This window comes from Kluyvera sp., from assembly GCF_047971185.1.
Classification (GTDB): domain Bacteria; phylum Pseudomonadota; class Gammaproteobacteria; order Enterobacterales; family Enterobacteriaceae; genus Kluyvera.
The window spans coordinates 34,106-57,430 of record NZ_JBKDZH010000056.1 but is presented as its reverse complement, the minus strand read 5'-3'; the positions used below and the strand labels follow the sequence as shown (position 1 = coordinate 57,430).

Here is a 23,325-nt window from a genome sequence, read left to right as displayed (position 1 = left end):
CGTATTTCCACGGTAATAATATAAATTTGCTGTACTTATTATCCGTGATGACGGCGGGAGTGCAACCGCTGAAAATGCGGGGATGGGCCGTTTTAGATCATTTGCCGCTTCTGCTGGCTGAGCTTGCGGTACTGCTGCGGCGACATGCCGACCAATTTACTGAAAGTGCTATAAAAACGGCTGCTGGAACGAAAGCCCGCGGTCATGGCAACGTCAATGATGGTTTTATCGGTATCGCTGAGCAGCGCGCGGACGTGGTTGATGCGCATGGCGGTGATGTACTGCTTTAAGGTCAGCTGCATAACCCGCTGGAAAATGCCCATCGCGTAGTTGGCGTTCAGCTTCACGTGCTCGGCGACGTCATTAATGGTTAACGCCTGATCGTAGTTATCGGCAATAAAACCGAGCATCTGGCTGACGTAAAACTGCGCGTGGCGCGAGACGCTGTTTTTGTGCGTGCGCGACGTTTTGTTTAGCAGGATCGGCTGCCAGCCAGAGAGGCTAAAGCGCTTGAGCATCAGGGCGATTTCATCGATTGCCAGCTGGCGAATCTGCTCATTCGGGCTCGCCAGCTCCTGCTGCCAGCGCAGCACTTCAAAAGCGCTCAGCTGCTGAGTGGCAAGCGACTTAATCACCATGCCGTGGGTGACGTAGTTGACCAGCTCCCGGTCCAGCGGCCAGGAGAGGAACAGATGCATCGGCAGGCTGAAGATCGCCATCTGCTGACAGTGGCCCGGGCGGGTTAACTGATGCGGCGTACAGGCCCAGAATAGGGTGATATGCCCCTGTTTTATCTGCACCACTTCATTGTTGATAAGGTACTCCACGTCGCCATCAAACGGCACGTTCACTTCAACCTGGCCGTGCCAGTGGCTGGCGGGCATCGCGTGCGGAGGCCGCAGTTCAACGTCAAGACGCTGGTATTCAGAATAGAGCGACAGCGGGCTGCGGGTCTGTTTTTCATCACCGTTGCACATATGGGGATCGGGCGGGAGAAGAGAGATTACTTCGCTGCTCATGGCGACTCCATTTCCTGATTTATCAGAATCGTATCAAAACGGGGGCCGTCAAACCGGGAAGTTGGCCGCATAACCCACCGCTCAGAATAATAGTAGCCTGCAATTCAGGCCGGATACTCTGCTTTTTCGCTTATTTATTCCCAAAAGCTCAGATCTGACGCGGCCAGATAGCGGAACTGAGTTTATGGGAATGCTCATAGCGGAAGGTGGAAGTTTTCCCTCCCGGCGCATGCCACCATTCTCTGGTCTACTACTGTTCTGGAGAGTCATGATGGCAGCACCAAAAATTACCTTTATCGGCGCCGGTTCGACAATTTTCGTTAAAAATATTCTCGGCGACGTTTTTCATCGCGACGCGCTGAAGGCGGCGCATATCGCGCTGATGGATATCGATACCACGCGGCTGGAAGAGTCGCACATCGTGGTGCGTAAGCTGATGGATTCCGCCGGGGCTTCCGGCCATATTACCTGCCACACCGACCAGCGCGCGGCGCTACAGGACGCCGATTTTGTGGTCGTCGCCTTCCAGATTGGCGGCTATGAACCCTGTACGGTGACCGACTTTGAGGTCTGCAAACGCCACGGGCTGGAGCAGACCATTGCCGATACCCTCGGCCCGGGCGGCATTATGCGCGCGCTGCGCACCATTCCGCACCTGTGGCAGATTTGCGAAGACATGAGCGAACTTTGCCCGAACGCCACCATGCTGAACTACGTTAACCCGATGGCGATGAATACCTGGGCAATGTACGCCCGTTACCCGCATATCAAGCAGGTGGGGCTGTGCCATTCGGTGCAGGGGACGGCGGAGGAGCTGGCGCGCGATCTCGATATTGACCCGACGACGCTGCGTTACCGCTGCGCGGGCATTAACCATATGGCGTTCTATCTCGAGCTGGAGCGTAAAACCGCCAGCGGCGAGTATGTCGATTTATACCCGGAACTGCTGGCGGCCTATGACGCGGGGCGCGCGCCGCAGCCAAACATTCACGGCAACGCGCGCTGTCAGAACATCGTGCGCTATGAAATGTTCAAAAAGCTGGGCTACTTCGTGACCGAGTCGTCCGAGCATTTTGCCGAATATACGCCGTGGTTTATCAAACCGGGACGTGAGGATCTGATTGCGCGCTACAAAGTGCCGCTGGATGAGTACCCGAAACGCTGCGTTGAGCAGCTGGCAAACTGGCATAAGGAGCTGGAGGAGTACAAGACCGCTGAACGGATCGACATTAAACCGTCGCGAGAGTACGCCAGCACCATTATGAACGCCCTGTGGACCGGCGAGCCGAGCGTGATTTACGGCAACGTGCGTAACGACGGGCTGATTGACAACCTGCCGCAGGGCAGCTGCGTGGAAGTTGCCTGCCTGGTGGATGCCAACGGTATTCAACCGACCAAAGTCGGGGCCATTCCTGCCCATCTGGCGGCGATGATGCAGACCAACATCAACGTGCAGACGCTGCTGACGGAGGCCATTCTGACCGAAAACCGCGACCGGGTTTATCACGCCGCGATGATGGATCCGCATACCGCCGCCGTGCTGGGCATCGACGAAATCTATGCGCTGGTGGATGACCTGATTGCCGCTCACGGCGACTGGCTGCCGGCCTGGCTGCACCGCTAAAAAAAGACGGCGCCGGGCAAAGTATCCGGCGCTTTACCTCTTGCTAATAACAGAAGGCGGGCGCTGGTAACAGTGACCCGGTACCCTATGAGCATCTCTCTGACAACAAAACTCAGTTACGGATTCGGGGCGTTTGGTAAGGATTTCGCCATCGGCATCGTTTACATGTACCTGATGTATTACTACACCGATGTGGTGGGGCTGTCGGTTGGCCTGGTCGGTACGCTGTTCCTCGTGGCGCGTATCTGGGACGCGATCAACGATCCGATTATGGGATGGATCGTGAATGCCACCCGCACGCGGTGGGGGAAATTTAAGCCGTGGATTTTCGTCGGCACGCTCGCCAACTCACTGGTGCTGTTCCTGCTGTTCAGCGCCCATCTGTTTGAAGGCACCGCGCAGGTGGTGTTTGTCTGCGTTACCTACATTCTGTGGGGGATGACCTACACCATCATGGATATTCCGTTCTGGTCGCTGGTGCCGACCATTACCCTTGATAAGCGCGAACGCGAGCAGCTGGTGCCGTATCCGCGCTTTTTCGCCAGCCTGGCAGGGTTTGTGACGGCGGGCATCACGCTGCCGTTTGTGAGCGCCGTCGGCGGGGCGGATCGCGGCTTCGGCTTCCAGATGTTTACGCTGGTGCTGATTGGCTTCTTTATCGTCTCGACCCTCGTCACCCTGCGCAACGTTCATGAAGTGTTCTCCTCCGATAGCGATGCGTCCGCCGACAGTTCTCGCCTGACGCTGAAAGGCATCGTCGCGCTAATCTACAAAAACGATCAGCTCTCCTGTCTGCTGGGTATGGCGCTGGCCTACAATATCGCCTCCAACATTATTACCGGCTTTGCGATTTACTATTTCACCTATGTGATCGGCGATGCGGCGCTGTTCCCGTACTACCTGTCCTATGCGGGGGCGGCGAATTTGCTGACCCTGATCCTGTTCCCGCGGCTGGTGAATGCGCTGTCGCGGCGCGTGCTGTGGGCCGGGGCATCCATTCTGCCGGTTATCAGCTGCGCGGGGCTGTTTGCCATGGCGCTGGCGGGGTATCACAACGCGCCGCTGATTATCGTGGCGGGGGTGTTCCTTAACGTCGGCACGGCGCTGTTCTGGGTGCTTCAGGTCATTATGGTGGCGGATACCGTCGACTACGGTGAATTCAAGCTGCACGTGCGCTGCGAAAGCATTGCCTACTCGGTGCAGACCATGGTGGTGAAGGGCGGCTCGGCGTTTGCGGCCTTTTTCATCGCCGTGGTGCTGGGGATTATCGGCTATACCCCCAACGTGGCGCAGTCGGCGCAAACCATTCAGGGCATGCAGTTTATTATGATTGCGCTACCGGCACTGTTTTTTATCGTTACGCTGGTGCTGTACTTCCGCTATTACCGGTTAAACGGCGATACGCTGCGCAAGATACAGATCCACCTGCTGGATAAGTACCGTAAAGTGCCTCAGCCCGCCGTGGTGCTGGAAAAACCGGTGGCGGTGTCCAGCGTGGCGCGCGATGTGCAGGCCTGATCATGGAATGGACATCCTGGATTGGTTATCTGGCCGCCAGCCTCACGACGCTCTCTTTCTTGCCGCAGGCGATTAAGGTCATCACCACACGCAATACCCAGGGCATTTCGGGATTGATGTACGTGATGTTTGTCTGCGGGCTGGCGCTGTGGCTGGTGTACGGCGTGATGATTAACGATACGGCGGTGAGTATGGCGAATTTTCTGACGCTGCTGTTCGCGCTGCCGATTCTGATCATTAAGCTGCGTCGCGGGTAGGGAACACCGGCCTGCAGGTGGCATCCTGTAGGCCGAATAAGCCTTCGCGTCATCCGATAGCGTTGAGTTGACGGCTATGCCAGCGCGCCAGCAACAGCACCGTCGTCAGCGCTCCCAGCAGGGCGCAGAACATGTCCGATTGCGTATCCCACGGGTCGCCCTGGGTGCCGAGGAAGTCATCCGCGCCTTGCCCCATCGCCAGCGCGGCCCACCACTCGATCAGCTCATAGGTGGCGCTAATGGCCAGCGCCACGCAGCACACCAGAAATGCCAGCATTTTACGGCCCCGCACAATCCCGCCGCGCAGCAGAATTTCGCGCGCCGCCAGCGCCGGAACCAGCCCCTGGAAGAAATGGCCCAGCTTGTCATACGGATTGCGGCTCAGGTTCAGCCACGCCTGCACGTCAAAGCCAATCGGCACCTTCGCGTAGGTATACTGACCGCCGACCATCAAAATAACGGCGTGGCAGAAAATCAACGCGTACAGCAGCGGCGTCAGCGGATAGCGCTGTGCGGTTAACAGCAGCAGCGGAACGATAATAATCACCGGCGTGACCTCCATCAGCCAGGTCACTTTTTCCGCGGCGCTAACGCCGGTGTAAATCAGGAACAGGGCCAGCAGCAGGGCGCCAGCGCGTAATATCAGAGGGTTAACGGTGCGGCTCGTCATGAATTCGCCAACGGTTGGGGAAAACCTCACTATTGACCGCCGCGGCGAAAATTTCAACATTCGTGTTACGTCACGGTGAATTGTCAGCCTTGCGCTTACGGTTCAGTCATTTACCCATTCCGCTTTCGCTTATATACTCGTGCTTCTGCTATCAGCAACCAGACGGATTACATGTATCAACCTGTCGCACTATTTATCGGCCTGCGCTACATGCGCGGGCGGGCAGCGGACCGCTTCGGTCGCTTTGTTTCCTGGCTGTCGACCATCGGCATTACGCTTGGCGTGATGGCGCTGGTCACCGTCCTTTCGGTGATGAACGGCTTTGAACGCGAGCTGCAAAACAACATTCTGGGGCTGATGCCGCAGGCCATCCTGAGCGCTGACAACGGCTCGCTGAACCCGCAAAAATTCCCACAGACCAGCGCTAAGCTTGAGGGCGTGACGCGCGTTGCGCCGCTGACCACCGGCGATGTGGTGCTGCAAAGCGCGCGCAGCGTGTCGGTCGGCGTGATGCTGGGCATTGACCCGGCGCAGGCCGACCCGCTGACGCCGTATCTGGTGAACGTCAAGCAGACCGATCTTACCGCCGGAAAATACAACGTGATCCTCGGCGAGCAGCTGGCGGGCCAACTGGGCGTTAACCGTGGCGATCAAATCCGCGTGATGGTGCCGTCAGCCAGCCAGTTCACCCCGATGGGGCGTCTGCCAAGCCAGCGTCTGTTTACGGTGATTGGCACCTTTGCCGCCAACAGCGAAGTCGACGGCTACCAGATGCTGGTCAATATTCAGGACGCCTCGCGCCTGATGCTCTATCCGCAGGGTAACATTACCGGCTGGCGTCTGTGGCTGGATAAACCGCTGCAGGTTGACACCCTCAGCCAGCAAACGCTGCCGGAAGGCACCAAATGGCAGGACTGGCGCGAGCGTAAAGGCGAGCTGTTCCAGGCCGTGCGTATGGAAAAGAACATGATGGGGCTGTTGCTGAGCCTGATCGTCGCGGTCGCCGCGTTTAACATCATCACCTCGCTGGGGCTGATGGTGATGGAGAAGCAGGGCGAAGTGGCCATTCTGCAAACCCAGGGGCTGACGCCGCGGCAGATCCTCACCGTCTTTATGGTGCAGGGGGCCAGCGCGGGCATCATCGGCGCGCTGCTCGGCGCGGTGCTGGGCGTGCTGCTCGCCAGCCAGCTCAATAATTTAATGCCGATTATCGGCGCGTTCCTCGACGGCGCGGCGCTGCCGGTTGCCATCGAGCCGCTGCAGGTTATCGTGATTGCGCTGGTGGCGATGGCCCTGGCGCTGCTGTCAACGCTGTACCCTTCCTGGCGCGCTGCCGCCACCCAACCCGCTGAGGCTTTACGTTATGAATAAGATCCTGTTGCAATGCGACAACCTGTGCAAACGCTATCAGGAAGGCTCGGTGCAGACTGACGTACTGCACAACGTCAGCTTCAGCGTGGGCGAGGGCGAAATGATGGCCATCGTCGGCACCTCCGGTTCCGGGAAAAGTACGCTGCTGCACCTGCTCGGCGGCCTCGACACGCCGACCTCTGGCGACGTGATTTTCAGCGGCCAGCCGATGAGCAAGCTCTCCTCGGCGGCGAAGGCCGAGCTGCGTAACCAGAAGCTTGGGTTTATCTACCAGTTCCACCACCTGCTGCCGGACTTCACCGCGCTGGAAAACGTGGCGATGCCGCTGCTGATTGGCAAAAAGAAAGCCGCAGAGATCAACTCGCGCGCGCTGGAGATGCTGAAAGCAGTTGGGCTGGCGCACCGTGCGAATCACCGCCCGTCGGAGCTGTCCGGCGGCGAACGCCAGCGCGTGGCGATTGCCCGCGCGCTGGTCAATAATCCGCGGCTGGTGCTGGCGGATGAACCGACCGGTAACCTCGACGCCAAAAACGCCGACAGCATTTTTAAACTGCTCGGCGAGCTGAACCAGTCGCAGGGCACCGCCTTCTTGGTGGTCACTCACGACCTTCAGCTGGCGAAACGCATGGGCCGCCAGCTGGAGATGCGCGACGGTCATCTCAGCGACCAGTTGACCCTGATGGGAGCGCATTAATGGCTCCTTCGCTGTCGTTACTGATTGGCCTGCGCTTTAGCCGCGGGCGTCGGCGCAGCGGCATGGTGTCGCTGATTTCCGTTATCTCAACCGTCGGCATCGCGCTGGGCGTGGCGGTGCTGATCGTCGGCCTGAGCGCAATGAACGGCTTCGAACGCGAGCTGAATAACCGCATCCTCGCGGTGGTGCCGCACGGTGAAATCGAAGCGGTGAACCCGCCGTGGAACCACTGGCAGAACGTGCTGCCGAAAGTCGAAGCGGTCAAAGGGATCGCGGCCGCCGCGCCGTACATCAACTTTACCGGCCTGGTGGAGAGCGGCAGCAACCTGCGCGCCATTCAGGTGAAAGGGGTGGATCCGCAGCAGGAGAGTAAGCTCAGCGCGCTGCCGCGTTTTGTACAGGCGGATGCCTGGGCGAACTTTAAGGCCGGCGAACAGCAGATTATTCTCGGCAAGGGCGTGGCCGATGCGCTGAAGGTGAAGGCCGGAGACTGGGTGTCGATCATGATCCCCAACTCGAACCCTGAGCATAAGCTGCTGCAGCCGAAACGCGTGCGCCTGCACGTGACCGGCATTTTGCAACTGAGCGGTCAGCTCGACCACAGCTTCGCCATGATCCCGATGCAGGACGCCCAGCAGTATCTCGATATGGGGGAGAGCATCTCCGGTATCGCCATCAAGGTGAGCGACGTGTTTAACGCCAACAAGCTGGTGCGCGACGCGGGCGAGGTCACCAATAACTACGTCTATATCAAGAGCTGGATTGGCACCTACGGCTATATGTATCGCGACATTCAGATGATCCGCGCGATCATGTATCTGGCGATGGTGCTGGTGATCGGCGTGGCCTGTTTCAACATCGTGTCAACGCTGGTGATGGCCGTGAAAGATAAAAGTAGCGATATTGCGGTGCTGCGCACATTGGGCGCCAAAGACGGGCTGATTCGCGCAATTTTCGTGTGGTATGGTTTATTGGCTGGCCTGCTGGGCAGCATTTGCGGCGTGGTTATCGGCGTGCTCGCTTCGCTGTACCTCACCGATATTATTCACGTGATTGAAAAGATGATTGGTCACCGATTCTTATCCGGTGACATCTATTTTATCGACTTCCTGCCGTCTGAACTGCACTGGCTGGATGTCGTTTATGTGCTGGTCACGGCACTGTTGCTGAGTCTGCTGGCAAGCTGGTATCCCGCCCGCCGCGCCAGCCGTATCGACCCTGCGAGGGTGCTGAGTGGCCAGTAATTTGACGTCCTGACCGCGCGGTGTTGCTGCTGCGTGCGTCAGTTAGAGGAATGAACATGATGCATTATGGATTTGACATTGGCGGCAGCAAAATCGCGCTGGGCGTATTTAATTCATCGCGCCAGCTTCAGTGGGAAAAACGTATCCCGACGCCGAAAGAGAGCTATGAAAGCTTCCTTGCGGCGGTCACCGGGCTGGTGGCGGAGGCCGACGAACGCTTCAACTGCCGGGGAACCGTGGGTATTGGTATTCCCGGTATGCCGGAAACCGAAGACGGCACGCTGTACGCCGCCAACGTTCCGGCGGCGAGCGGCAGGCCGCTGCGTGCGGACCTGAGCCGTCTGCTGGACCGCGACGTGCGTCTGGACAACGACGCCAACTGTTTCGCGCTCTCCGAGGCCTGGGACGACGAGTTCACCCAGTATCCGCTGGTGATGGGCCTGATTCTGGGCACCGGCGTGGGGGGCGGTATCGTGCTGAACGGTAAATCGATTACCGGTCACAGTTATATCGCCGGGGAGTTTGGCCATATCCGCCTGCCCGTCGACGCGCTGGAGGTCGTTGGGCGAGACTTCCCGCTGGTGCGCTGCGGCTGCGGCCAGCTTGGCTGTATCGAAAACTATTTATCCGGACGCGGTTTTGCATGGCTGTATAACCATGTCTACCAGCAGCCGCTGACCTCGCCGGAGATTGTTGCCCTCTGGCAGCAGGGAGACGAAAGGGCGCACGAGCACGTAGAGCTGTATCTGGATCTGCTTGCCGTTTGCCTGGGGAATATACTGACCATTGTCGACCCGGATCTGCTGGTGCTCGGCGGTGGGTTATCAAATTTTTCAGCGATCGCCGATGGACTTGCGCACCGCTTACCGCGTCATTTACTGCCTGTAGCCCGCACGCCGCGCATTGAACGCGCACGCCACGGTGATGCAGGGGGGATGCGCGGCGCTGCGTTCCTTCATCTGACCAACTAACATGGAGTAGATATGCAGTCGCGCCGCTTACATCGATTGAGCCGTTTTCGTCGGAATAAACGTCAGCTGCGCCAGCGTCTGCGCCAGCGGATTTTTTTCACGGACAGGGTGATGCCAGAAGAGATGGATAAACCAAGAGTGTTGGTGTTAACCGGCGCGGGGATTTCGGCAGAGTCGGGGATTCGAACTTTCCGGGCGGCCGATGGGCTATGGGAAGAGCATAAGGTTGAGGACGTGGCGACGCCGGAAGGCTTCGCCCGTAATCCTGAGCTGGTGCAGAGCTTTTACAACGCTCGTCGCCGTCAGCTCCAGCAGCCGGAGATTGCGCCTAACGCGGCGCACCTGGCGCTGGCCCGGCTGGAAGAGGCGCTCGGCGAGAACTTTATGCTGGTCACGCAGAACATCGACAATCTGCACGAGCGCGCGGGCAACAAAAACGTGCTGCACATGCACGGTGAGCTGCTAAAGGTGCGCTGCACCCAAAGCGGCCAGGTGTTCGACTGGCCGGGCGATTTGCCGGTAGACGAACGCTGTCACTGCTGCCAGTTCCCGGCGCCGCTGCGCCCGCATATCGTCTGGTTTGGCGAGATGCCGTTTGAGATGGACCATATCTACCTCGCGCTGTCGATGGCCGATATTTTTATCGCCATCGGCACCTCCGGCCACGTTTACCCGGCGGCCGGGTTTGTCCACGAAGCGAAGCTGCACGGTGCGCATACCGTCGAGCTGAACCTCGAGCCAAGCCAGGTGGGCAGCGAGTTTGAAGAGAAGCACTATGGGCTGGCGAGTGAAGTGGTGCCGGCGTATGTGGATGAACTGCTGAAATCGCTCTAATACGGCGACGCAGAGAATCAAAAAGCGGAGCACAGGCTCCGCTTTTTTGTGGCCGCTCTCCCGGCGTTGTGCAGGCTGTCGCGATTAACGCCCGGCTTTCAGCTTCTGGTAGTACTCTTCATACAGCGTGCTGGCGCTGCCGACATCGTTCTGCCACTCGCCTTTCTGCACGGTTTCCGCATCTGGATACAGCGACTTGTCGTTGGCCACTTCCGGGCTCAGCAGCTTGCGCGCCGCCAGGTTTGGCGTCGGGTAGCCGATGGTTTCCGCGACCTGTTTCGCTACGTCCGGACGCAGCAGGAAGTTAATCAGCTTCAGCGCGCCGTCCTTGTTTTTGGCGTTGGCCGGAATCGCCAGGCTGTCCATCCAGAAGATACCGCCTTCTTTCGGCCACACGATTTCCAGCGGCGTACCCGCCTGGCGGGCGACGAATGCCGAACCGTTCCATACCATCCCCAGATTCACTTCCCCTTCCATATACGGGTTGGCCGGGTTGTCGGAGTTGAAGGCGGCCACGTTTGGCATCAGTTTTTTCAGCTCGTTGTAGGCCGCTTCAATCTCTTTCGGGTCGGTGGTGTTGCCGGAGTAGCCCAGTTTACGCAGGGCAATCTGGAACACTTCGCGCGCGTCGTCGGTCAGCAGCAGGCTGCTTTTGTATTCCGGCTTCCACAGGTCGGCCCAGCTGGTGACGGTTTTCGGGTCAATCTCGTCGCTGTTCACGCCGATGGCCGTGGCACCCCAGATGTAGGGGATAGAGTAATCGTTGTTCGGGTCAAACGGCTTGTTGAGCATCTCGGGGTCGAGATTTTTAAAGTTGCTCAGCTGCGTTTTATCGATCTTCTGAATCATCCCCTCTTTGCGCATTTTGTCGACAAAGTAGGTGGACGGCACGACCAGGTCGTAGGCACCGTCTTTATAGGTCTTGAGCTTGGCGTACATGGTTTCATTCGATTCATAGGTCGAATAGATAACCTTGATGCCGGTCTCTTTGGTGAACTGTTCCAGCAGTCCAGGCGGAACGTATTCCGTCCAGTTATAGAAGTACAGCGTCTTGCTGTCGTCCGCGTGGGCCGCGCTCATACCGAGCGCTAAAGCACCTGCCGCGAGCAGGTGGCGTGACCATTTCATCATTTTACGTCCCCTGAGTTTAAGACCTGACCTTCAGGCCCTTCGTTTTATCACGTGCAATCAGCTGGCTGGCAATCACCATCACCAGCGACAGAACCAGCAGAATTGTTGCCAGCGCGTTCACTTCCGGTGATACGCCCACTTTCACCATTGAGTAAATCTTGAGCGGCAGAATTTCGTATCCCGGCCCGGTGACGAACGACGAAACCACCACGTCATCCATCGACAGCGTAAAGCTCAGCAACCAGCCCGCCGCCACCGCAGGCATCGCCAGCGGGAGGATAATTTTGCGCAGGATCGTCAGCTCGCTGGCGCCCAGATCTTTTGCCGCTTCCAGCATCCGCACGTCAAACCCCTTCAGGCGGGAGAAAACGGTGACCACCACGAACGGCAGACAGAAGGTGATATGCGAGAACAGCAGCGACCAGAAGCCCAGCTGAATGCCCAGCAGCATAAACAGCACCAGCAGGGAGATCGCCATGACGATATCCGGCGACATCATGACCACAAACAGCATGCCGCTGACGAACGGCTTGCCGCGAAAGCGATAGCGGTACAGCGCCACGGCGGTCAGTGAACCGATAAGCGTCGCAGCGGTGGCGGAGAAAATTGCCATCGTCAGCGAGTGCTGGGCCGCCTGGAGCAGGCTGTCGTTGTTCATCAGCAGGCTGTACCAGTTGGTGGTAAAGCCCTGCCAGTTGATGCCGAAACGTGAGCTGTTGAACGAGTTCACGATCAAAATGATAATCGGAATATAAAGATAAGCGTAAATGGCGGTCATAAAGCCGCCGCGCAGCAGTCGACCCATCATTCCAGTTCCACCTTCTTATTCAGCAGGCGCGAGGCGCGCCAGTACACCAGCAGCATCAGCCCCATCACCACCGTCAGCGTAATGCTGGTGGCCGCGCCGAACGGCCAGTCGCGAATGTTGAGGAACTGGCTCTTTATCACGTTACCAATCAGCAGGTTTTTCGCCCCGCCCATCAGATCCGAGACGTAGAACAGCCCCATGGCGGGCAGCATCACCAGCAGGCAACCGGCAATAATCCCCGGCATGGTCAACGGAATGATAATGCGGATAAAGGTTTGCAGCTTATTGGCGCCGAGGTCTTTTGCCGCTTCCAGCAGCGGTTTGTCGAGCTTTTCAATGCTGGAATACAGCGGCATCACCATAAACGGCAGCAGGATATACACCAGGCCAATGATCACCGCGCTGGGGGTGAACATGATGCGCATCGGCGTATCAATCACCCCCAGCCACAGCAGGAATTCATTGAGGTAGCCTTTGGTGCTGAGGAAAATTTTCAGCCCGTAGATGCGGATGAGCGAGTTGGTCCAGAAGGGGACAATCAGCAAGAACAGCAGCAGCGGGCGCACCTTCTGCGGCAGGCGGGCGAGGAACCAGGCAAACGGATAGCCCAGCACCAGGCACGCCAGCGTGGCGATCGCCGCCATATTCAGCGAATGCAGCAGCACCTGGGCATACAGCGGATCGAGCAGGCGCGCGTAGTTATCCAGGGTGAAGACCATCTGGACAAAGTTGGCATCGTCACGCGTCAGGAAGCTGGTGACGATGATCATCAGGTTGGGCAGGAACACAAACAGCACAAGCCAACCGACGATAGTGGCAATGACCACGTTCTGGAATTTACTTGTGCTCTTCATCAGCCAGTACGACCTCCCAGCTTTCGACCCAGTTGATCGCCATTTTCTGGTCCAGCGAGTGGTCGAAATCAGGATCGTCTTCGTTGAAGAACTCGCTGACCATCACCATCTTGCCGTTTTCCAGCTCGACGACCGATTCCAGGGTCATGCCCTTGTAGTTACGCTCGCGGATGTAGCCGATAAGCCCTTCCAGCTCGGTGCCGTCGTGGATTTCATCGACGCGCAGATCTTCCGGGCGCAGCAGAACGTTGAGCTTTTGCCCCGGGGTGACCGGGAAGTTAACGTAGATATTGCACTCGCGGCCTTCGACGTTGGCGCGCACGCGCTGCTCGTCAAGGCGTTCAATGACGGTGGCATCGAAGAGGTTAATCTCGCCGATAAAACCGGCGACAAACAGGTTTTTCGGCTCTTCGTAGATTTCCCGCGGCGTGCCGTCCTGCTCAATTTTGCCGTCGCGCATCACCACGATACGGTCTGACATGGTCAGCGCCTCTTCCTGATCGTGGGTGACGAAGACGAAGGTGATACCAAGCTTACGCTGGAGGGCCTTCAGCTCATTCTGCATCTGTTTACGCAGCTTATAGTCGAGCGCAGAGAGCGACTCATCGAGCAGCAGCAGGCTCGGTTTATTCACCACCGCGCGGGCGATGGCAACGCGCTGCTGCTGGCCGCCTGAAAGCTGGTGGGGTTTACGTTGAGCGAACTCTTCCAGTTGAACCATGCGCAGGGCGTCGAGTACGCGCGGGGCGATTTCGCTCGCCGGCGTTTTCTGCATGCGCAGGCCAAAGGCGACGTTATCGAAAACGGTCATATGCGGGAAAAGCGCGTAGCTCTGAAAGACGGTATTGACGTGACGATCTTCGGCTGGAACGCGGGTTATGTCCTGGTTTTCCAGGTGGATCTGCCCGGCATCGACGTTTTCCAGCCCGGCAATCAGGCGCAGGACGGTTGTTTTGCCGCAGCCAGAGGGGCCAAGCAGCGTGAGAAACTCGCCGTTATTGATGGTCAAATCGAGATCCGAGATGACCGTTTTACCATCGAAGTCCTTGCGAATCCCCACTAGCTCCACCAGCGGTGACAGCGAACGCGATTTAGTATTCAATTTATTACTCTGTCCCATGTAAACGCATCGAGAAAAATCCTGGCGATGCGGGGTTTGTGGTTAACCACCTTTAGACGTTTAGAGGTCTGAAATGTATTAATAAGGGCTGGCATTCTACGGCAAACATACTCAATCGCCAATCCTTGTTAAACTTCCTATAAGAATATCTGACGATTAGACGCGATACGGGAAAAAAAATGGCCTTTGCCGGGCTAAAAGTGACCTGACGCAATATTTGTCTTTTATGGCTTATTGATAATGTTGTCACAAAAAGTGAGGGTGGCTACATGGATAAATTGCTTGAGCGTTTTTTGCAGTACGTTTCTCTGGACACGCAATCGAAGCCCGGCGTGCGTCAGGTGCCGAGTACCGAGGGGCAGTGGAAACTGTTACATCTGCTCAAAGAGCAATTAGAAACGATGGGGCTGGTGAACGTCACGCTGAGCGAGAAGGGCACGGTAATGGCAACATTGCCCGCCAACGTCAGCGGCGATATCCCGGCGATTGGTTTTATTTCCCATGTGGATACCGCACCGGATTTTAGCGGTAAGAACGTGAACCCGCAGATCGTCGAAAACTACCGCGGCGGCGATATCGCGCTGGGGATTGGCGATGAAGTGCTCTCTCCCGTGATGTTCCCGGTGCTGCACCAGCTGCTGGGGCAGACGCTGATCACCACCGACGGCAAAACGCTGCTCGGCGCTGATGATAAAGCCGGTATCGCCGAAATCATGACCGCGCTGGCGGTGCTGAAAGGGCAGAACATTCCGCACGGCGACATCCGCGTGGCCTTTACGCCGGATGAAGAAGTCGGCAAAGGCGCTAAACATTTCGACGTCGAAGCTTTTAACGCCCAGTGGGCCTATACCATCGACGGCGGCGGCGTGGGCGAGCTGGAGTATGAAAACTTCAACGCGGCTTCCGTCACCATCAAGATTGTCGGTAACAACGTCCATCCGGGCACCGCAAAAGGGGTGATGGTCAATGCGCTGTCGCTGGCGGCGCGCATTCATGCGGAAGTTCCCGCCGATGAAAGCCCGGAAAAAACCGAAAGCTACGAAGGCTTCTACCATCTGACCAGCATCAAGGGCACGGTTGACCGCGCGGAAATGCACTATATCGTGCGCGACTTTGACCGCAAGCAGTTTGAAGCGCGCAAGCGCAAGATGATGGAGATCGCTAAGAAGGTCGGTAAAGGGCTGCACCCGGACTGCTATATTGAGCTGATCATTGAAGACAGCTACTACAATATGCGCGAGAAGGTGGCGGAGCATCCGCACATTGTGGATATCGCCCAGCAGGCGATGCGTGATTGCGATATCGAACCGGATCTCAAACCGATCCGCGGCGGCACCGACGGCGCACAGCTGTCGTTTATGGGCCTTCCGTGCCCAAACATTTTCACCGGCGGCTACAACTACCACGGCAAACACGAGTTTGTGACGCTGGAAGGGATGGAGAAAGCGGTGAAGGTGATTGTGCGTATCGCTGAGCTGACGGCCCAGCGCGGCTAACCGGCAAAGAAAACCCGGCGTATATTTGAGCCGGGTTTTTTTATGTAGGCCGGATAAGGCGAAGCCGCCATCCGGCAGACTCCGCGCAGATTGCCGGATGGCGGCGTAAACGCCTTATCCGGCCTACCATCAGCGTTGGTCCGGTCGTTTATTCTGCGAAGAACCAGTATCCGCTGTTGACCAGCGCGGTCAGCATCACCAGGAACGAGGGATCTTCCAGCGCCTCACCAAAGTGCTGGCTCTCCAGCATGATACTGCCCGCCATTGCATCCAGCGCCTGATGGTGCGGTGAATCGACCTTCTCACCGTTGACAAAGAAATCATCGCCGATACGAATGACGCGCAGCCCGCCCAGGCGTTGCAGCAGGTCGCCCTGCTGAAGGGCGTCGTAAATCTCATCCGGCTGATACGGCGGCTCCGGCGGCGCGACGTCCAGCTCGTGGCGCGACTGGCTGATAAATTCCCCCAGCCACTGCTGGAAATGCTCCGGCTGCTGAATCAGCCCTAACATCATCTCGCGCAGGCGATCGACCTCCTGAGGCAGCATGTCCGCCGGGTGGTCGCGCGACGGGACGTCCGGGTCGCTGTAGTGCTGATTGCCGAGATCGCGTTGCAGAATATAGTCGGCAAAGCCGCTAATCAGCTCGCGGCTGTTCGGTGAGCGGAAGCCCACGGAATAGTTCAGCGAGTTTTCCAGCGCGTAGCCCTCGTGCGGGAAGCCCGGCGGAATATACAGAATATCGCCCGGCTCCATCTCTTCATCAATAATCGCGTCGAACGGCTGTACCTGCAGCAGGTCCGGGTGCGGGCAGTGCTGCTTGAGCGCGCCTTTCTCGCCGACGCGCCAGCGGCGACGGCCGGTACCCTGAATGATAAACACGTCATACTGATCGAGGTGCGGGCCAACGCCGCCGCCGGGCACGGAGAAGGAGATCATCAGATCGTCGATACGCCAGTCGGGGAGGGCGCGGAACGGGCGCATCAGCGCGCTGGACGGCTCGTGCCAGTGGTCAACCGCCTGTACCAGCAGCGACCAGTTGCTTTCGCCCAGATGATCGTAGCTTTCGAACGGGCCGTGGCTGACCTGCCAGTCACCGTCAAGGTGGCTCACCAGTCGGCTATCGACCTCATTTTCCATCGCCAGACCCGCCAGTTCATCCGGTGAAATGGGGTCGATAAAATTGGCGAAGCCGCGTTTAAGCACGACCGGGCGTTTTTGCCAGTAGCGCGCCAGAAAATCGGGCCAGTTTAACGTTAAGTGGTATTCCATATGACTCTTTCCGCAGCAGATGTATGTCCGGATTATACATCTTATTCACAAAACTACCCTGCTGCGGAAACACAATTTACCCTTCGTGACTCTCCAGATTTTGATGGCCGAAAATAACTTCCATTTTGGCGCCGCCGAGCAGGCTGTCGCGAGACATTATCTGCCCGTCGTACTGGCTTACAATATCGCGGGCAACGGCGAGGCCCACCCCCTGGCCGGGACGCATGGTATCGGCGCGCTGGCCGCGGTCGAAGACGATATCACGCTTGCTTTGCGGAATGCCCGGGCCGTCATCTTCGACGATAATATGCAGATAATCATCGGTCTGGCGGGCGGAAACCTCTACAAATTCAAGGCAGTACTTGCAGGCGTTATCCAGCAGGTTGCCCATCACTTCCATAAAGTCGTTTTTCTCACCGGCAAAGGTGATTTCCGGCGAAATATCCAGCGTGATGTTCACCCCTTTTCGCTGATAGACCTTATTCAGCGCGGAGGTCAGGCTGTCCAGCAGCGGCGCCACCGAATGCAGCTCGCGGCTGACTAACGTGCTGTCGGTACGCATACTGGCACGATGCAGGTAGTAGCCAATCTGCTGCGAAATTCGGCTGATTTGCTCGAGCATCACCGGTTCGGCTTCGCTGACGCTGATCTTTTCACTGCGCAACGAACGTAGCGAACTTTGCAGCACCGCCAGCGGCGTTTTCAGACTGTGCGTCAGGTCGGTGAGGGTGTTGCGGTATTTGTCGTAGCGCTCGCGTTCGCTTTTCAGCAGCCGGTTGAGGTTGCGCACCAGGCTGGTCAGCTCGCGGGTGGTCTCCGGGTTGAGATGCTCGCGGTGATGCTCCTCCAGCTCGCGCACCTCACGGGTAAGGTCGGCGATAGGGCGCAGGCTCCAGTGGGCGGCAATCCACAGTAGCGGGATCACCAGCAGCAGGTTGGCCGCCAGCACGTAGGAGAACCAGCTCCAGACCATATAGGAACGCTTAAGCTCAATCGGGACGGTATCCACAACCACGATCGTCAGCGCGGGCATCGTGGCGGTAGCCGGGTAGCTGTTTACGGCCACCGAGTGCGTCATTTCCGAGTCATCGCCTTCCTGCTGCATTTCGGTGAGTTCTTTTTGAATCTCATGATCGCCGTGTAACAAGGTGCTTGAAGAGCTGGCGTCGGCCTCAATTTCATAGAAACCGTTGCCTTTAAGCCACTCGGGATGAATGCTTTTCGTCAGCCACGGCAGATCTTTTTGCTGCCACAGCAATTTGCCATGGTCGTCATAAATCAGCGCGATGGTTGGGCCCTGCATATTGAGATTCTCGGGAATATCAACGTCCAGGGTGTTGTTTTCCCATGTGGCGAGCGTATAGAACAGGTTGCTCTCGCCGCGCAGCAGACGAAAGGTAGTTTTATCGAAGCTGACGCTGTAGCCCACCAGCGCCACCATGCCGTAGGCTAGCGACAGTATGATAACCACGGCGGCCGTCGCCAGCAGAAAACGCATCCGCAGCGACAGCGGCAGAAGATGCCGACGGAGATTTTTCATTCGCGAAGTTCGAACAGATAGCCCTGGCCGCGGACGGTAATAATGACGTCATGCGGGTACTGAGCCTGAATTTTTTTACGCAGGCGGCCCATCAGCACATCGATGGTGTGACTTTCGCGCAGCTCGGCGTCCGGGTAGAGCTGAAGCATCAGAGAATCTTTACTGACCACTTTCCCGTTATTGCGGATCAGCGTTTCCATAATGGTGTATTCGAAGGCGGTGAGTTTGATCACTTCTTCATTAATGGACAGCTCGCGGCGCGACAGGTCAACCTGGAACGGAGGCAGGGAGATCACCTGAGACGCGTGGCCGCTGTTACGGCGCATCAGCGCCTGCATGCGGGCGGAGACTTCTTCAATATGGAACGGTTTGGTGACGTAGTCGTCGGCGCCCGCGCTCAGCACTTCTACTTTGTCCTGCCAGCTCTCACGCGCCGTCAGCACCAGAATCGGCAGCGAGATGTCGTGGCTGCGCCAGCGGCGAATCAGCGACAGGCCGTCTTCGTCCGGTAGCCCCAGATCGACAATAGCAATGTCGGGAATGTGTTCGCCTAAGTAATAATCTGCTTCCTTCGCATCTTCTGCGGCATCCACCTGGTGACCCATTTCCTGGAGTTGAACTTTCAGGTGGTGACGTAACAGAGCGTTATCCTCTACGACGAGTACGCGCATGCTGTTTCTCCATTAAATTAACGACGTGAATAGTTTAACGCTGATTATGTCGTTCTGGAGATAAACATTTAATAAATTGATGGGAAAGACCCCTTCTTCAGGACGAAGAAGGGGGAGAGCGGTGATTATTTCAGCTCGTCAACCATGGTGATGGCGCGGCCGATATAGTTCGCCGGGGTCATCGCCTTCAGGCGGGTTTTCTCTTCTTCCGGCAGCGCGAGGCCGTCGATGAACTGCTTCATGCCTTCGGCGTCAACGCGTTTGCCGCGGGTCAGCTCTTTCAGCTTCTCGTACGGCTTCTCAATGCCGTAGCGACGCATGACGGTCTGAATTGGCTCAGCCAGCACTTCCCAGTTGTGATCCAGTTCGTCCAGCAGACGATCGCGATTAACTTCCAGCTTGCTCACGCCTTTCAGGGTGGACTGGTAGGCGATCAGCGCGTAGCCGATACCCACGCCCAGGTTGCGCAGCACGGTGGAGTCGGTCAGGTCGCGCTGCCAGCGGGAAACCGGCAGTTTGCTGGCCAGGTGCTGCAGCACGGCGTTGGACAGGCCCAGGTTGCCTTCGGAGTTTTCGAAGTCGATGGGGTTGACCTTGTGCGGCATGGTGGAAGAGCCGATTTCACCGGCGATGGTTTTCTGCTTGAAGTGGTTCAGCGCGATATAGCCCCACACGTCGCGATCGAAGTCGATAAGGATAGTGTTGAAGCGCGCGACGCAGTCAAACAGCTCGGCGATATAGTCGTGCGGCTCGATCTGGGTGGTGTACGGGTTCCACTGAATGCCCAGCGAGGTGACAAACTCTTCGCTGAACTGGTGCCAGTCAACGTCCGGGTAGGCGGCGATGTGGGCGTTGTAGTTGCCGACCGCGCCGTTGATTTTGCCGAGGATCTCCACCTGCGCCAGCTGGCGGTACTGACGTTCCATACGGTAAGCAACGTTAGCCATCTCTTTACCGATGGTGGACGGCGTGGCCGGCTGGCCGTGGGTACGGGAGAGCAGCGGGATGTCACGGTACTGAACGGCCAGATCTTTGATGGCGTCGATAAGCTTACGCCAGTACGGCAGCACCACGTCTTCACGCGCGGTTTTCAGCATCAGCGCGTGGGACAGGTTGTTGATGTCCTCGGAGGTGCAGGCAAAGTGGATAAACTCAGACACGGCGTGCAGCTCGGGCACCGACGCGACTTTTTCTTTCAGGAAATACTCAACCGCCTTCACGTCGTGGTTGGTGGTGCGCTCGATAGTTTTAATGCGCGCGGCGTCTTCTTCATTGAAGTTTGCCACGATGCTATCAAGGTAACCGTTTGCGTCGGCAGCAAAAGCAGGAACTTCCTTGACGGCTGCGTGTGCGGCCAGCTTCTGCAGCCAGCGTACTTCGACTTGTACACGGAATTTCAGCAAACCATATTCGCTGAAAATCCCGCGCAGCGCGCTGACTTTATCGCCGTAGCGTCCATCGACAGGGGAAACGGCGGTCAGTGAGGATAATTCCATAGATCACAACTCCGGGGTTAAATGAGCAAGAATTTGTTTTGCCTGAGTGGTCAGGCGATTACGAGAAAACATCAGCTGCAGACGTCCGCCGCCGACCTGGTGCCACAGCACCGCCGAGCGGATCCCGGCCAGCAGCGAGGCGCGAACTTTGGCCTGCACCTGCGGGCTTTGCAGCACGGCAGGGGAGCCGGTGACCTGAATGCGCGGGCCGAGCGGGCTGATGACGTCAACATAGATACCCGCCATGGCGCTCAGCAGGGTATCGGACTGCAAATCGAAATGGTCGAGCTGGCGCTGTAACCCGTTGATGCGGTTACCCAGCGTGTCCATTGCGCCTTTGGCGGCGGCGAGCTTGCGCTCCAGCACCATCAGGCTAAGAGTATAGCGGGTTAACTCGGCGTTCAGACCCTGACGGCTGCTGGCATTGAGCACACCGAGTAAGGTTTCCAGGCCGAGACGAAGATTGGCTTCGCTGCCACCGAACACGCCCAGCGCGGAGTCTGGGTTAAGGTCGATAACGCTGTTCAGCGATACGTGTAACGCGTCGCCATCGCAGTGCCCCTGATGGGCCAGCTGCTGCACCAGACGGGCTGACTGGCAAATTCCCGCCAGCGCCAGGGTGATGTCATAGTAATTCTTCGCCACGCTAACTCCTTGTTGGCGTCTGCCCGACGGCGCGACGCCAGGCAGACTACGTTATGCCCTGCTCAGTGAGGGCTTTATACCACAGGCAGCGGCAGGCGCTGCTCAATCACGCCGCCGCCCAGGCAGACTTCACCGCGATAAAACACGGCGGACTGGCCCGGAGTGACGGCGGCAACAGGTTCATCAAAATGAACCTCAATACGTTCTGCATCCAGCGCGGTGACGGTGCACGGGATATCCGTCTGACGATAGCGGGTTTTCACCGTGCAGCGGAAGGTGCCGCTGACCGGCTCGCGGTCCACCCAGTGCAGCTGTTGGGCGATCAGTCCTACCGACATCAGACGCGGGTGATTGTGACCCTGAGCGACCACCAGAATGTTGTTCTCAACGTCTTTATCGACCACGTACCACGGATCTTCGCTGCCTTCTTTGGTGCCGCCAATGCCCAGCCCTTTACGTTGACCCAGCGTGTGGTACATCAGCCCCTGATGGGTACCGATCTCTTCACCCTCGACGGTGATAATTTTACCCGGCTGCGCGGGCAGGTAGCGGCCAAGGAACTCGCGGAATTTACGCTCGCCGATAAAGCAGATACCGGTGGAGTCTTTTTTCTTCGCGGTGATGAGATCCAGCTCTTCGGCAATTTTACGCACCTGCGGCTTTTCCAGCTCGCCAACCGGGAACAAGCTTTGGGCAATTTGTTCGTGGCCCAGCGTGTAAAGGAAGTAGCTCTGGTCTTTGTTGCCATCCAGGCCGCGCAGCAGCTGGCTCTTGCCGTTGACATCGGCGCGGCGCACGTAGTGGCCGGTGGCGATGTAGTCGGCGCCGAGGTCTTCTGCGGCAAACTCGAGGAAGGCTTTAAACTTGATCTCTTTGTTGCACAGAATATCCGGGTTCGGCGTGCGGCCGGCTTTGTACTCTTCCAGGAACAGTTCAAAAACGTTGTCCCAGTATTCGGCGGCAAAGTTCACGGTGTGCAGCTCAATGCCGAGCTTATCGCAGACCGCTTGCGCATCGGCAAGATCGGCGGCGGCAGTGCAGTATTCCTCGCCGTCGTCTTCCTCCCAGTTCTTCATGAACAGGCCCTCCACCTTATAGCCCTGTTGTTGCAACAGGTAGGCGGAAACGGAGGAATCAACACCGCCGGACATGCCGACGATCACTTTTTTCTGGCTTTCTGACATTGGAATACTCACGACATTGGACTTCAAGGCGGCATATTCTAGCACGCAGCCTGTTACTTGGCACCCTCGGTAAACGGCCAGTTAAATGCGCCGATTAATGACAGCGGATAGCGTTCACCCTGCTGATAGCTGTGGATGCTTTCGGCAACCAGCGCCGAGCGCAGGTTTTTCGCCGTAAGGATCTCCTCAGCGCTGACCCACAGGCAGCGATCGATGTCGCTGTCGTGCGGCTGGGTAGGGCACGTTTCGGTAAGTTCAATCGCAAAGAGGAAGCGCAGGAACGGCGTGCGGTCCGGGGCAATCCACTGGTGCAGACGAATAAAATGCTGCGGGGTGGCGCGAATGCCGGTCTCCTCCCACAGCTCGCGCTCGGCGGCCTGTACCAGCGTTTCATCCGCTTCCAGATGCCCGGCGGGCTGATTCCACAGTGCCTTGCCGTTGATGGTTTCTTCAACGACAAGATATTTGCCCGCGGCGTGAACAATGCAGGCGACGGTAACGTGGGGTTTAAACATGCGGCGTCCTTATCGAGCGAGAGAGACGATAAGGATATAAAGAAGAAGAGGGGAAAATCAAACCCGCGCCGGGGAACTCCAGCTCTGCGTCATAATAACGCCCTGTTGATTGCTGAGCGTGACGGTAATTTGCGTCCATTCGCCCTGAGGGAGATTCAGGTGCAGGCTGGCAAGCGGCTGGGGGTGCTGGGATTTAAGAGACACTAGCCCGCTCTGGCTACTGTTGCTGGTGCCGGACTGGCCCTGATGGATAACGTTGATGGTCATCTGGCAATGGCAGTCGTCCGTCAGCGTGGCCATCGGCGTCACCACCAGCGTGTCGTCCTGCTGTTGAGTTTCAAACCACAGCTGGTTGCTGAGTGCGGCGGCAATAAGCAGGAGGTGCATAGGAGG

General features: G+C 57.6%; 23 protein-coding genes. 9 read left to right on the top strand and 14 right to left on the bottom strand.

Annotated features, from left to right (window positions below):
- Positions 1 to 92: 92 nt before the first annotated feature.
- Entirely contained in the window at positions 93 to 1,019 is a 927-nt protein-coding gene (gene melR / locus ACK5JN_RS16260) for a transcriptional regulator MelR (protein WP_416871121.1), read from the bottom strand.
- A gap of 268 nt (positions 1,020 to 1,287) precedes the next feature.
- Here melR and ACK5JN_RS16255 point away from each other — a divergent pair, with 268 nt between their 5' ends.
- From ACK5JN_RS16255 to ACK5JN_RS16245, 3 genes are all read left to right on the top strand, one after another.
- Positions 1,288 to 2,643: an alpha-glucosidase/alpha-galactosidase gene (locus tag ACK5JN_RS16255; RefSeq protein WP_416871120.1), complete on the top strand. Its 1,356-nt coding sequence runs from the start codon at positions 1,288 to 1,290 to the stop codon at positions 2,641 to 2,643.
- 87 nt (positions 2,644 to 2,730) lie between these two features.
- Positions 2,731 to 4,161: a melibiose:sodium transporter MelB gene (gene melB / locus ACK5JN_RS16250; protein ID WP_416871119.1), complete on the top strand. Its 1,431-nt coding sequence runs from the start codon at positions 2,731 to 2,733 to the stop codon at positions 4,159 to 4,161.
- A 2-nt stretch (positions 4,162 to 4,163) separates the two neighbouring features.
- Positions 4,164 to 4,418, top strand: coding sequence for a SemiSWEET transporter (locus tag ACK5JN_RS16245; protein ID WP_416871118.1), 255 nt, complete (start codon positions 4,164 to 4,166; stop codon positions 4,416 to 4,418).
- 49 nt (positions 4,419 to 4,467) lie between these two features.
- On the opposite strand, the gene ACK5JN_RS16240 is transcribed toward ACK5JN_RS16245, so the two are convergent.
- Entirely contained in the window at positions 4,468 to 5,088 is a 621-nt protein-coding gene (locus tag ACK5JN_RS16240; protein ID WP_416871117.1) for a DUF2238 domain-containing protein, read from the bottom strand.
- Between the two features lie 171 nt (positions 5,089 to 5,259).
- On the opposite strand from ACK5JN_RS16240, the gene lolC reads away from it, so the two are divergent.
- From lolC to cobB, 5 genes are read left to right on the top strand one after another with little or no spacing between them, the layout of a single operon-like run.
- The gene (gene lolC / locus ACK5JN_RS16235; protein WP_416871116.1) at positions 5,260 to 6,459 is read left to right on the top strand and encodes a lipoprotein-releasing ABC transporter permease subunit LolC; all 1,200 of its coding nucleotides are present in this window, start codon (positions 5,260 to 5,262) and stop codon (positions 6,457 to 6,459) included.
- Positions 6,452 to 7,153 (top strand): lipoprotein-releasing ABC transporter ATP-binding protein LolD, encoded by a 702-nt coding sequence (lolD, locus tag ACK5JN_RS16230; protein ID WP_064549182.1) that lies wholly within the window; start codon positions 6,452 to 6,454, stop codon positions 7,151 to 7,153. Before lolC ends, lolD begins: the two co-directional genes overlap by 8 nt.
- On the top strand, positions 7,153 to 8,397 hold the full coding sequence (gene lolE, locus ACK5JN_RS16225; protein WP_416871115.1) for a lipoprotein-releasing ABC transporter permease subunit LolE: 1,245 nt from the start codon (positions 7,153 to 7,155) through the stop codon (positions 8,395 to 8,397). The genes lolD and lolE overlap by 1 nt, the downstream gene beginning before the upstream one ends.
- Before the next feature lie 59 nt (positions 8,398 to 8,456).
- Entirely contained in the window at positions 8,457 to 9,368 is a 912-nt protein-coding gene (nagK, locus tag ACK5JN_RS16220) for an N-acetylglucosamine kinase (RefSeq protein WP_416871131.1), read from the top strand.
- Between the two features lie 12 nt (positions 9,369 to 9,380).
- Positions 9,381 to 10,202 carry a Sir2 family NAD+-dependent deacetylase gene (cobB, locus tag ACK5JN_RS16215; protein ID WP_064549186.1) on the top strand — a complete coding sequence of 274 codons (822 nt, stop codon included), beginning with the start codon at positions 9,381 to 9,383 and terminating at the stop codon, positions 10,200 to 10,202.
- 84 nt (positions 10,203 to 10,286) lie between these two features.
- Here cobB and potD read toward each other — a convergent pair whose 3' ends face one another.
- Genes potD through potA form a run of 4 tightly spaced genes read right to left on the bottom strand, consistent with a single transcriptional unit; the run spans position 10,287 to position 14,115 of the window.
- The gene (gene potD, locus ACK5JN_RS16210; protein WP_416871114.1) at positions 10,287 to 11,333 is read right to left on the bottom strand and encodes a spermidine/putrescine ABC transporter substrate-binding protein PotD; all 1,047 of its coding nucleotides are present in this window, start codon (positions 11,331 to 11,333) and stop codon (positions 10,287 to 10,289) included.
- Between the two features lie 16 nt (positions 11,334 to 11,349).
- Positions 11,350 to 12,141 carry a spermidine/putrescine ABC transporter permease PotC gene (potC, locus tag ACK5JN_RS16205; RefSeq protein WP_416871113.1) on the bottom strand — a complete coding sequence of 264 codons (792 nt, stop codon included), beginning with the start codon at positions 12,139 to 12,141 and terminating at the stop codon, positions 11,350 to 11,352.
- A complete protein-coding gene (gene potB, locus ACK5JN_RS16200) occupies positions 12,138 to 12,995 on the bottom strand; it encodes a spermidine/putrescine ABC transporter permease PotB (RefSeq protein ID WP_416871112.1) in 858 nt (285 codons plus the stop codon). Before potB ends, potC begins: the two co-directional genes overlap by 4 nt.
- Positions 12,979 to 14,115 (bottom strand): spermidine/putrescine ABC transporter ATP-binding protein PotA, encoded by a 1,137-nt coding sequence (gene potA, locus ACK5JN_RS16195; RefSeq protein WP_416871111.1) that lies wholly within the window; start codon positions 14,113 to 14,115, stop codon positions 12,979 to 12,981. Before potA ends, potB begins: the two co-directional genes overlap by 17 nt.
- Positions 14,116 to 14,384: 269 nt before the next feature.
- On the opposite strand from potA, the gene pepT reads away from it, so the two are divergent.
- Positions 14,385 to 15,611, top strand: coding sequence for a peptidase T (gene pepT, locus ACK5JN_RS16190; RefSeq protein ID WP_416871110.1), 1,227 nt, complete (start codon positions 14,385 to 14,387; stop codon positions 15,609 to 15,611).
- Between the two features lie 148 nt (positions 15,612 to 15,759).
- On the opposite strand, the gene ACK5JN_RS16185 is transcribed toward pepT, so the two are convergent.
- The 8 genes from ACK5JN_RS16185 to csgC all read right to left on the bottom strand — a co-directional run bounded on the left by ACK5JN_RS16185 (position 15,760) and on the right by csgC (position 23,319).
- Positions 15,760 to 16,881, bottom strand: a complete 1,122-nt coding sequence (locus ACK5JN_RS16185) for a JmjC domain-containing protein (RefSeq protein ID WP_416871109.1) — start codon at positions 16,879 to 16,881, stop codon at positions 15,760 to 15,762.
- Positions 16,882 to 16,957: 76 nt separating this feature from the next.
- A complete protein-coding gene (gene phoQ, locus ACK5JN_RS16180) occupies positions 16,958 to 18,421 on the bottom strand; it encodes a two-component system sensor histidine kinase PhoQ (RefSeq protein WP_416871108.1) in 1,464 nt (487 codons plus the stop codon).
- Positions 18,418 to 19,092, bottom strand: a complete 675-nt coding sequence (gene phoP / locus ACK5JN_RS16175) for a two-component system response regulator PhoP (RefSeq protein WP_416871107.1) — start codon at positions 19,090 to 19,092, stop codon at positions 18,418 to 18,420. The genes phoQ and phoP overlap by 4 nt, the downstream gene beginning before the upstream one ends.
- Positions 19,093 to 19,217: 125 nt before the next feature.
- Positions 19,218 to 20,588 carry an adenylosuccinate lyase gene (purB, locus tag ACK5JN_RS16170; RefSeq protein WP_416871106.1) on the bottom strand — a complete coding sequence of 457 codons (1,371 nt, stop codon included), beginning with the start codon at positions 20,586 to 20,588 and terminating at the stop codon, positions 19,218 to 19,220.
- 3 nt (positions 20,589 to 20,591) lie between these two features.
- Positions 20,592 to 21,233, bottom strand: coding sequence for a high frequency lysogenization protein HflD (gene hflD / locus ACK5JN_RS16165; RefSeq protein WP_333500711.1), 642 nt, complete (start codon positions 21,231 to 21,233; stop codon positions 20,592 to 20,594).
- 74 nt (positions 21,234 to 21,307) lie between these two features.
- A complete protein-coding gene (gene mnmA / locus ACK5JN_RS16160; RefSeq protein WP_416871105.1) occupies positions 21,308 to 22,417 on the bottom strand; it encodes a tRNA 2-thiouridine(34) synthase MnmA in 1,110 nt (369 codons plus the stop codon).
- Positions 22,418 to 22,470: 53 nt separating this feature from the next.
- Complete coding sequence (locus ACK5JN_RS16155; protein ID WP_416871104.1) at positions 22,471 to 22,932, bottom strand: NUDIX hydrolase; 462 nt, start codon at positions 22,930 to 22,932, stop codon at positions 22,471 to 22,473.
- Positions 22,933 to 22,989: 57 nt separating this feature from the next.
- A complete protein-coding gene (gene csgC / locus ACK5JN_RS16150) occupies positions 22,990 to 23,319 on the bottom strand; it encodes a curli assembly chaperone CsgC (protein WP_416871103.1) in 330 nt (109 codons plus the stop codon).
- Between the last annotated feature and the right edge of the window lie 6 nt (positions 23,320 to 23,325).

Coding starts and splice junctions, on each gene's coding strand:
- melR (WP_416871121.1), bottom strand. CDS start 1,019: ATGAGCAGCGAAGTAATCTCTCTTCTCCCGCCCGATCCCCATATGTGC.
- ACK5JN_RS16255 (WP_416871120.1), top strand. CDS start 1,288: ATGATGGCAGCACCAAAAATTACCTTTATCGGCGCCGGTTCGACAATT.
- melB (WP_416871119.1), top strand. CDS start 2,731: ATGAGCATCTCTCTGACAACAAAACTCAGTTACGGATTCGGGGCGTTT.
- ACK5JN_RS16245 (WP_416871118.1), top strand. CDS start 4,164: ATGGAATGGACATCCTGGATTGGTTATCTGGCCGCCAGCCTCACGACG.
- ACK5JN_RS16240 (WP_416871117.1), bottom strand. CDS start 5,088: ATGACGAGCCGCACCGTTAACCCTCTGATATTACGCGCTGGCGCCCTG.
- lolC (WP_416871116.1), top strand. CDS start 5,260: ATGTATCAACCTGTCGCACTATTTATCGGCCTGCGCTACATGCGCGGG.
- lolD (WP_064549182.1), top strand. CDS start 6,452: ATGAATAAGATCCTGTTGCAATGCGACAACCTGTGCAAACGCTATCAG.
- lolE (WP_416871115.1), top strand. CDS start 7,153: ATGGCTCCTTCGCTGTCGTTACTGATTGGCCTGCGCTTTAGCCGCGGG.
- nagK (WP_416871131.1), top strand. CDS start 8,457: ATGCATTATGGATTTGACATTGGCGGCAGCAAAATCGCGCTGGGCGTA.
- cobB (WP_064549186.1), top strand. CDS start 9,381: ATGCAGTCGCGCCGCTTACATCGATTGAGCCGTTTTCGTCGGAATAAA.
- potD (WP_416871114.1), bottom strand. CDS start 11,333: ATGATGAAATGGTCACGCCACCTGCTCGCGGCAGGTGCTTTAGCGCTC.
- potC (WP_416871113.1), bottom strand. CDS start 12,141: ATGATGGGTCGACTGCTGCGCGGCGGCTTTATGACCGCCATTTACGCT.
- potB (WP_416871112.1), bottom strand. CDS start 12,995: ATGAAGAGCACAAGTAAATTCCAGAACGTGGTCATTGCCACTATCGTC.
- potA (WP_416871111.1), bottom strand. CDS start 14,115: ATGGGACAGAGTAATAAATTGAATACTAAATCGCGTTCGCTGTCACCG.
- pepT (WP_416871110.1), top strand. CDS start 14,385: ATGGATAAATTGCTTGAGCGTTTTTTGCAGTACGTTTCTCTGGACACG.
- ACK5JN_RS16185 (WP_416871109.1), bottom strand. CDS start 16,881: ATGGAATACCACTTAACGTTAAACTGGCCCGATTTTCTGGCGCGCTAC.
- phoQ (WP_416871108.1), bottom strand. CDS start 18,421: ATGAAAAATCTCCGTCGGCATCTTCTGCCGCTGTCGCTGCGGATGCGT.
- phoP (WP_416871107.1), bottom strand. CDS start 19,092: ATGCGCGTACTCGTCGTAGAGGATAACGCTCTGTTACGTCACCACCTG.
- purB (WP_416871106.1), bottom strand. CDS start 20,588: ATGGAATTATCCTCACTGACCGCCGTTTCCCCTGTCGATGGACGCTAC.
- mnmA (WP_416871105.1), bottom strand. CDS start 22,417: ATGTCAGAAAGCCAGAAAAAAGTGATCGTCGGCATGTCCGGCGGTGTT.
- ACK5JN_RS16155 (WP_416871104.1), bottom strand. CDS start 22,932: ATGTTTAAACCCCACGTTACCGTCGCCTGCATTGTTCACGCCGCGGGC.
- csgC (WP_416871103.1), bottom strand. CDS start 23,319: ATGCACCTCCTGCTTATTGCCGCCGCACTCAGCAACCAGCTGTGGTTT.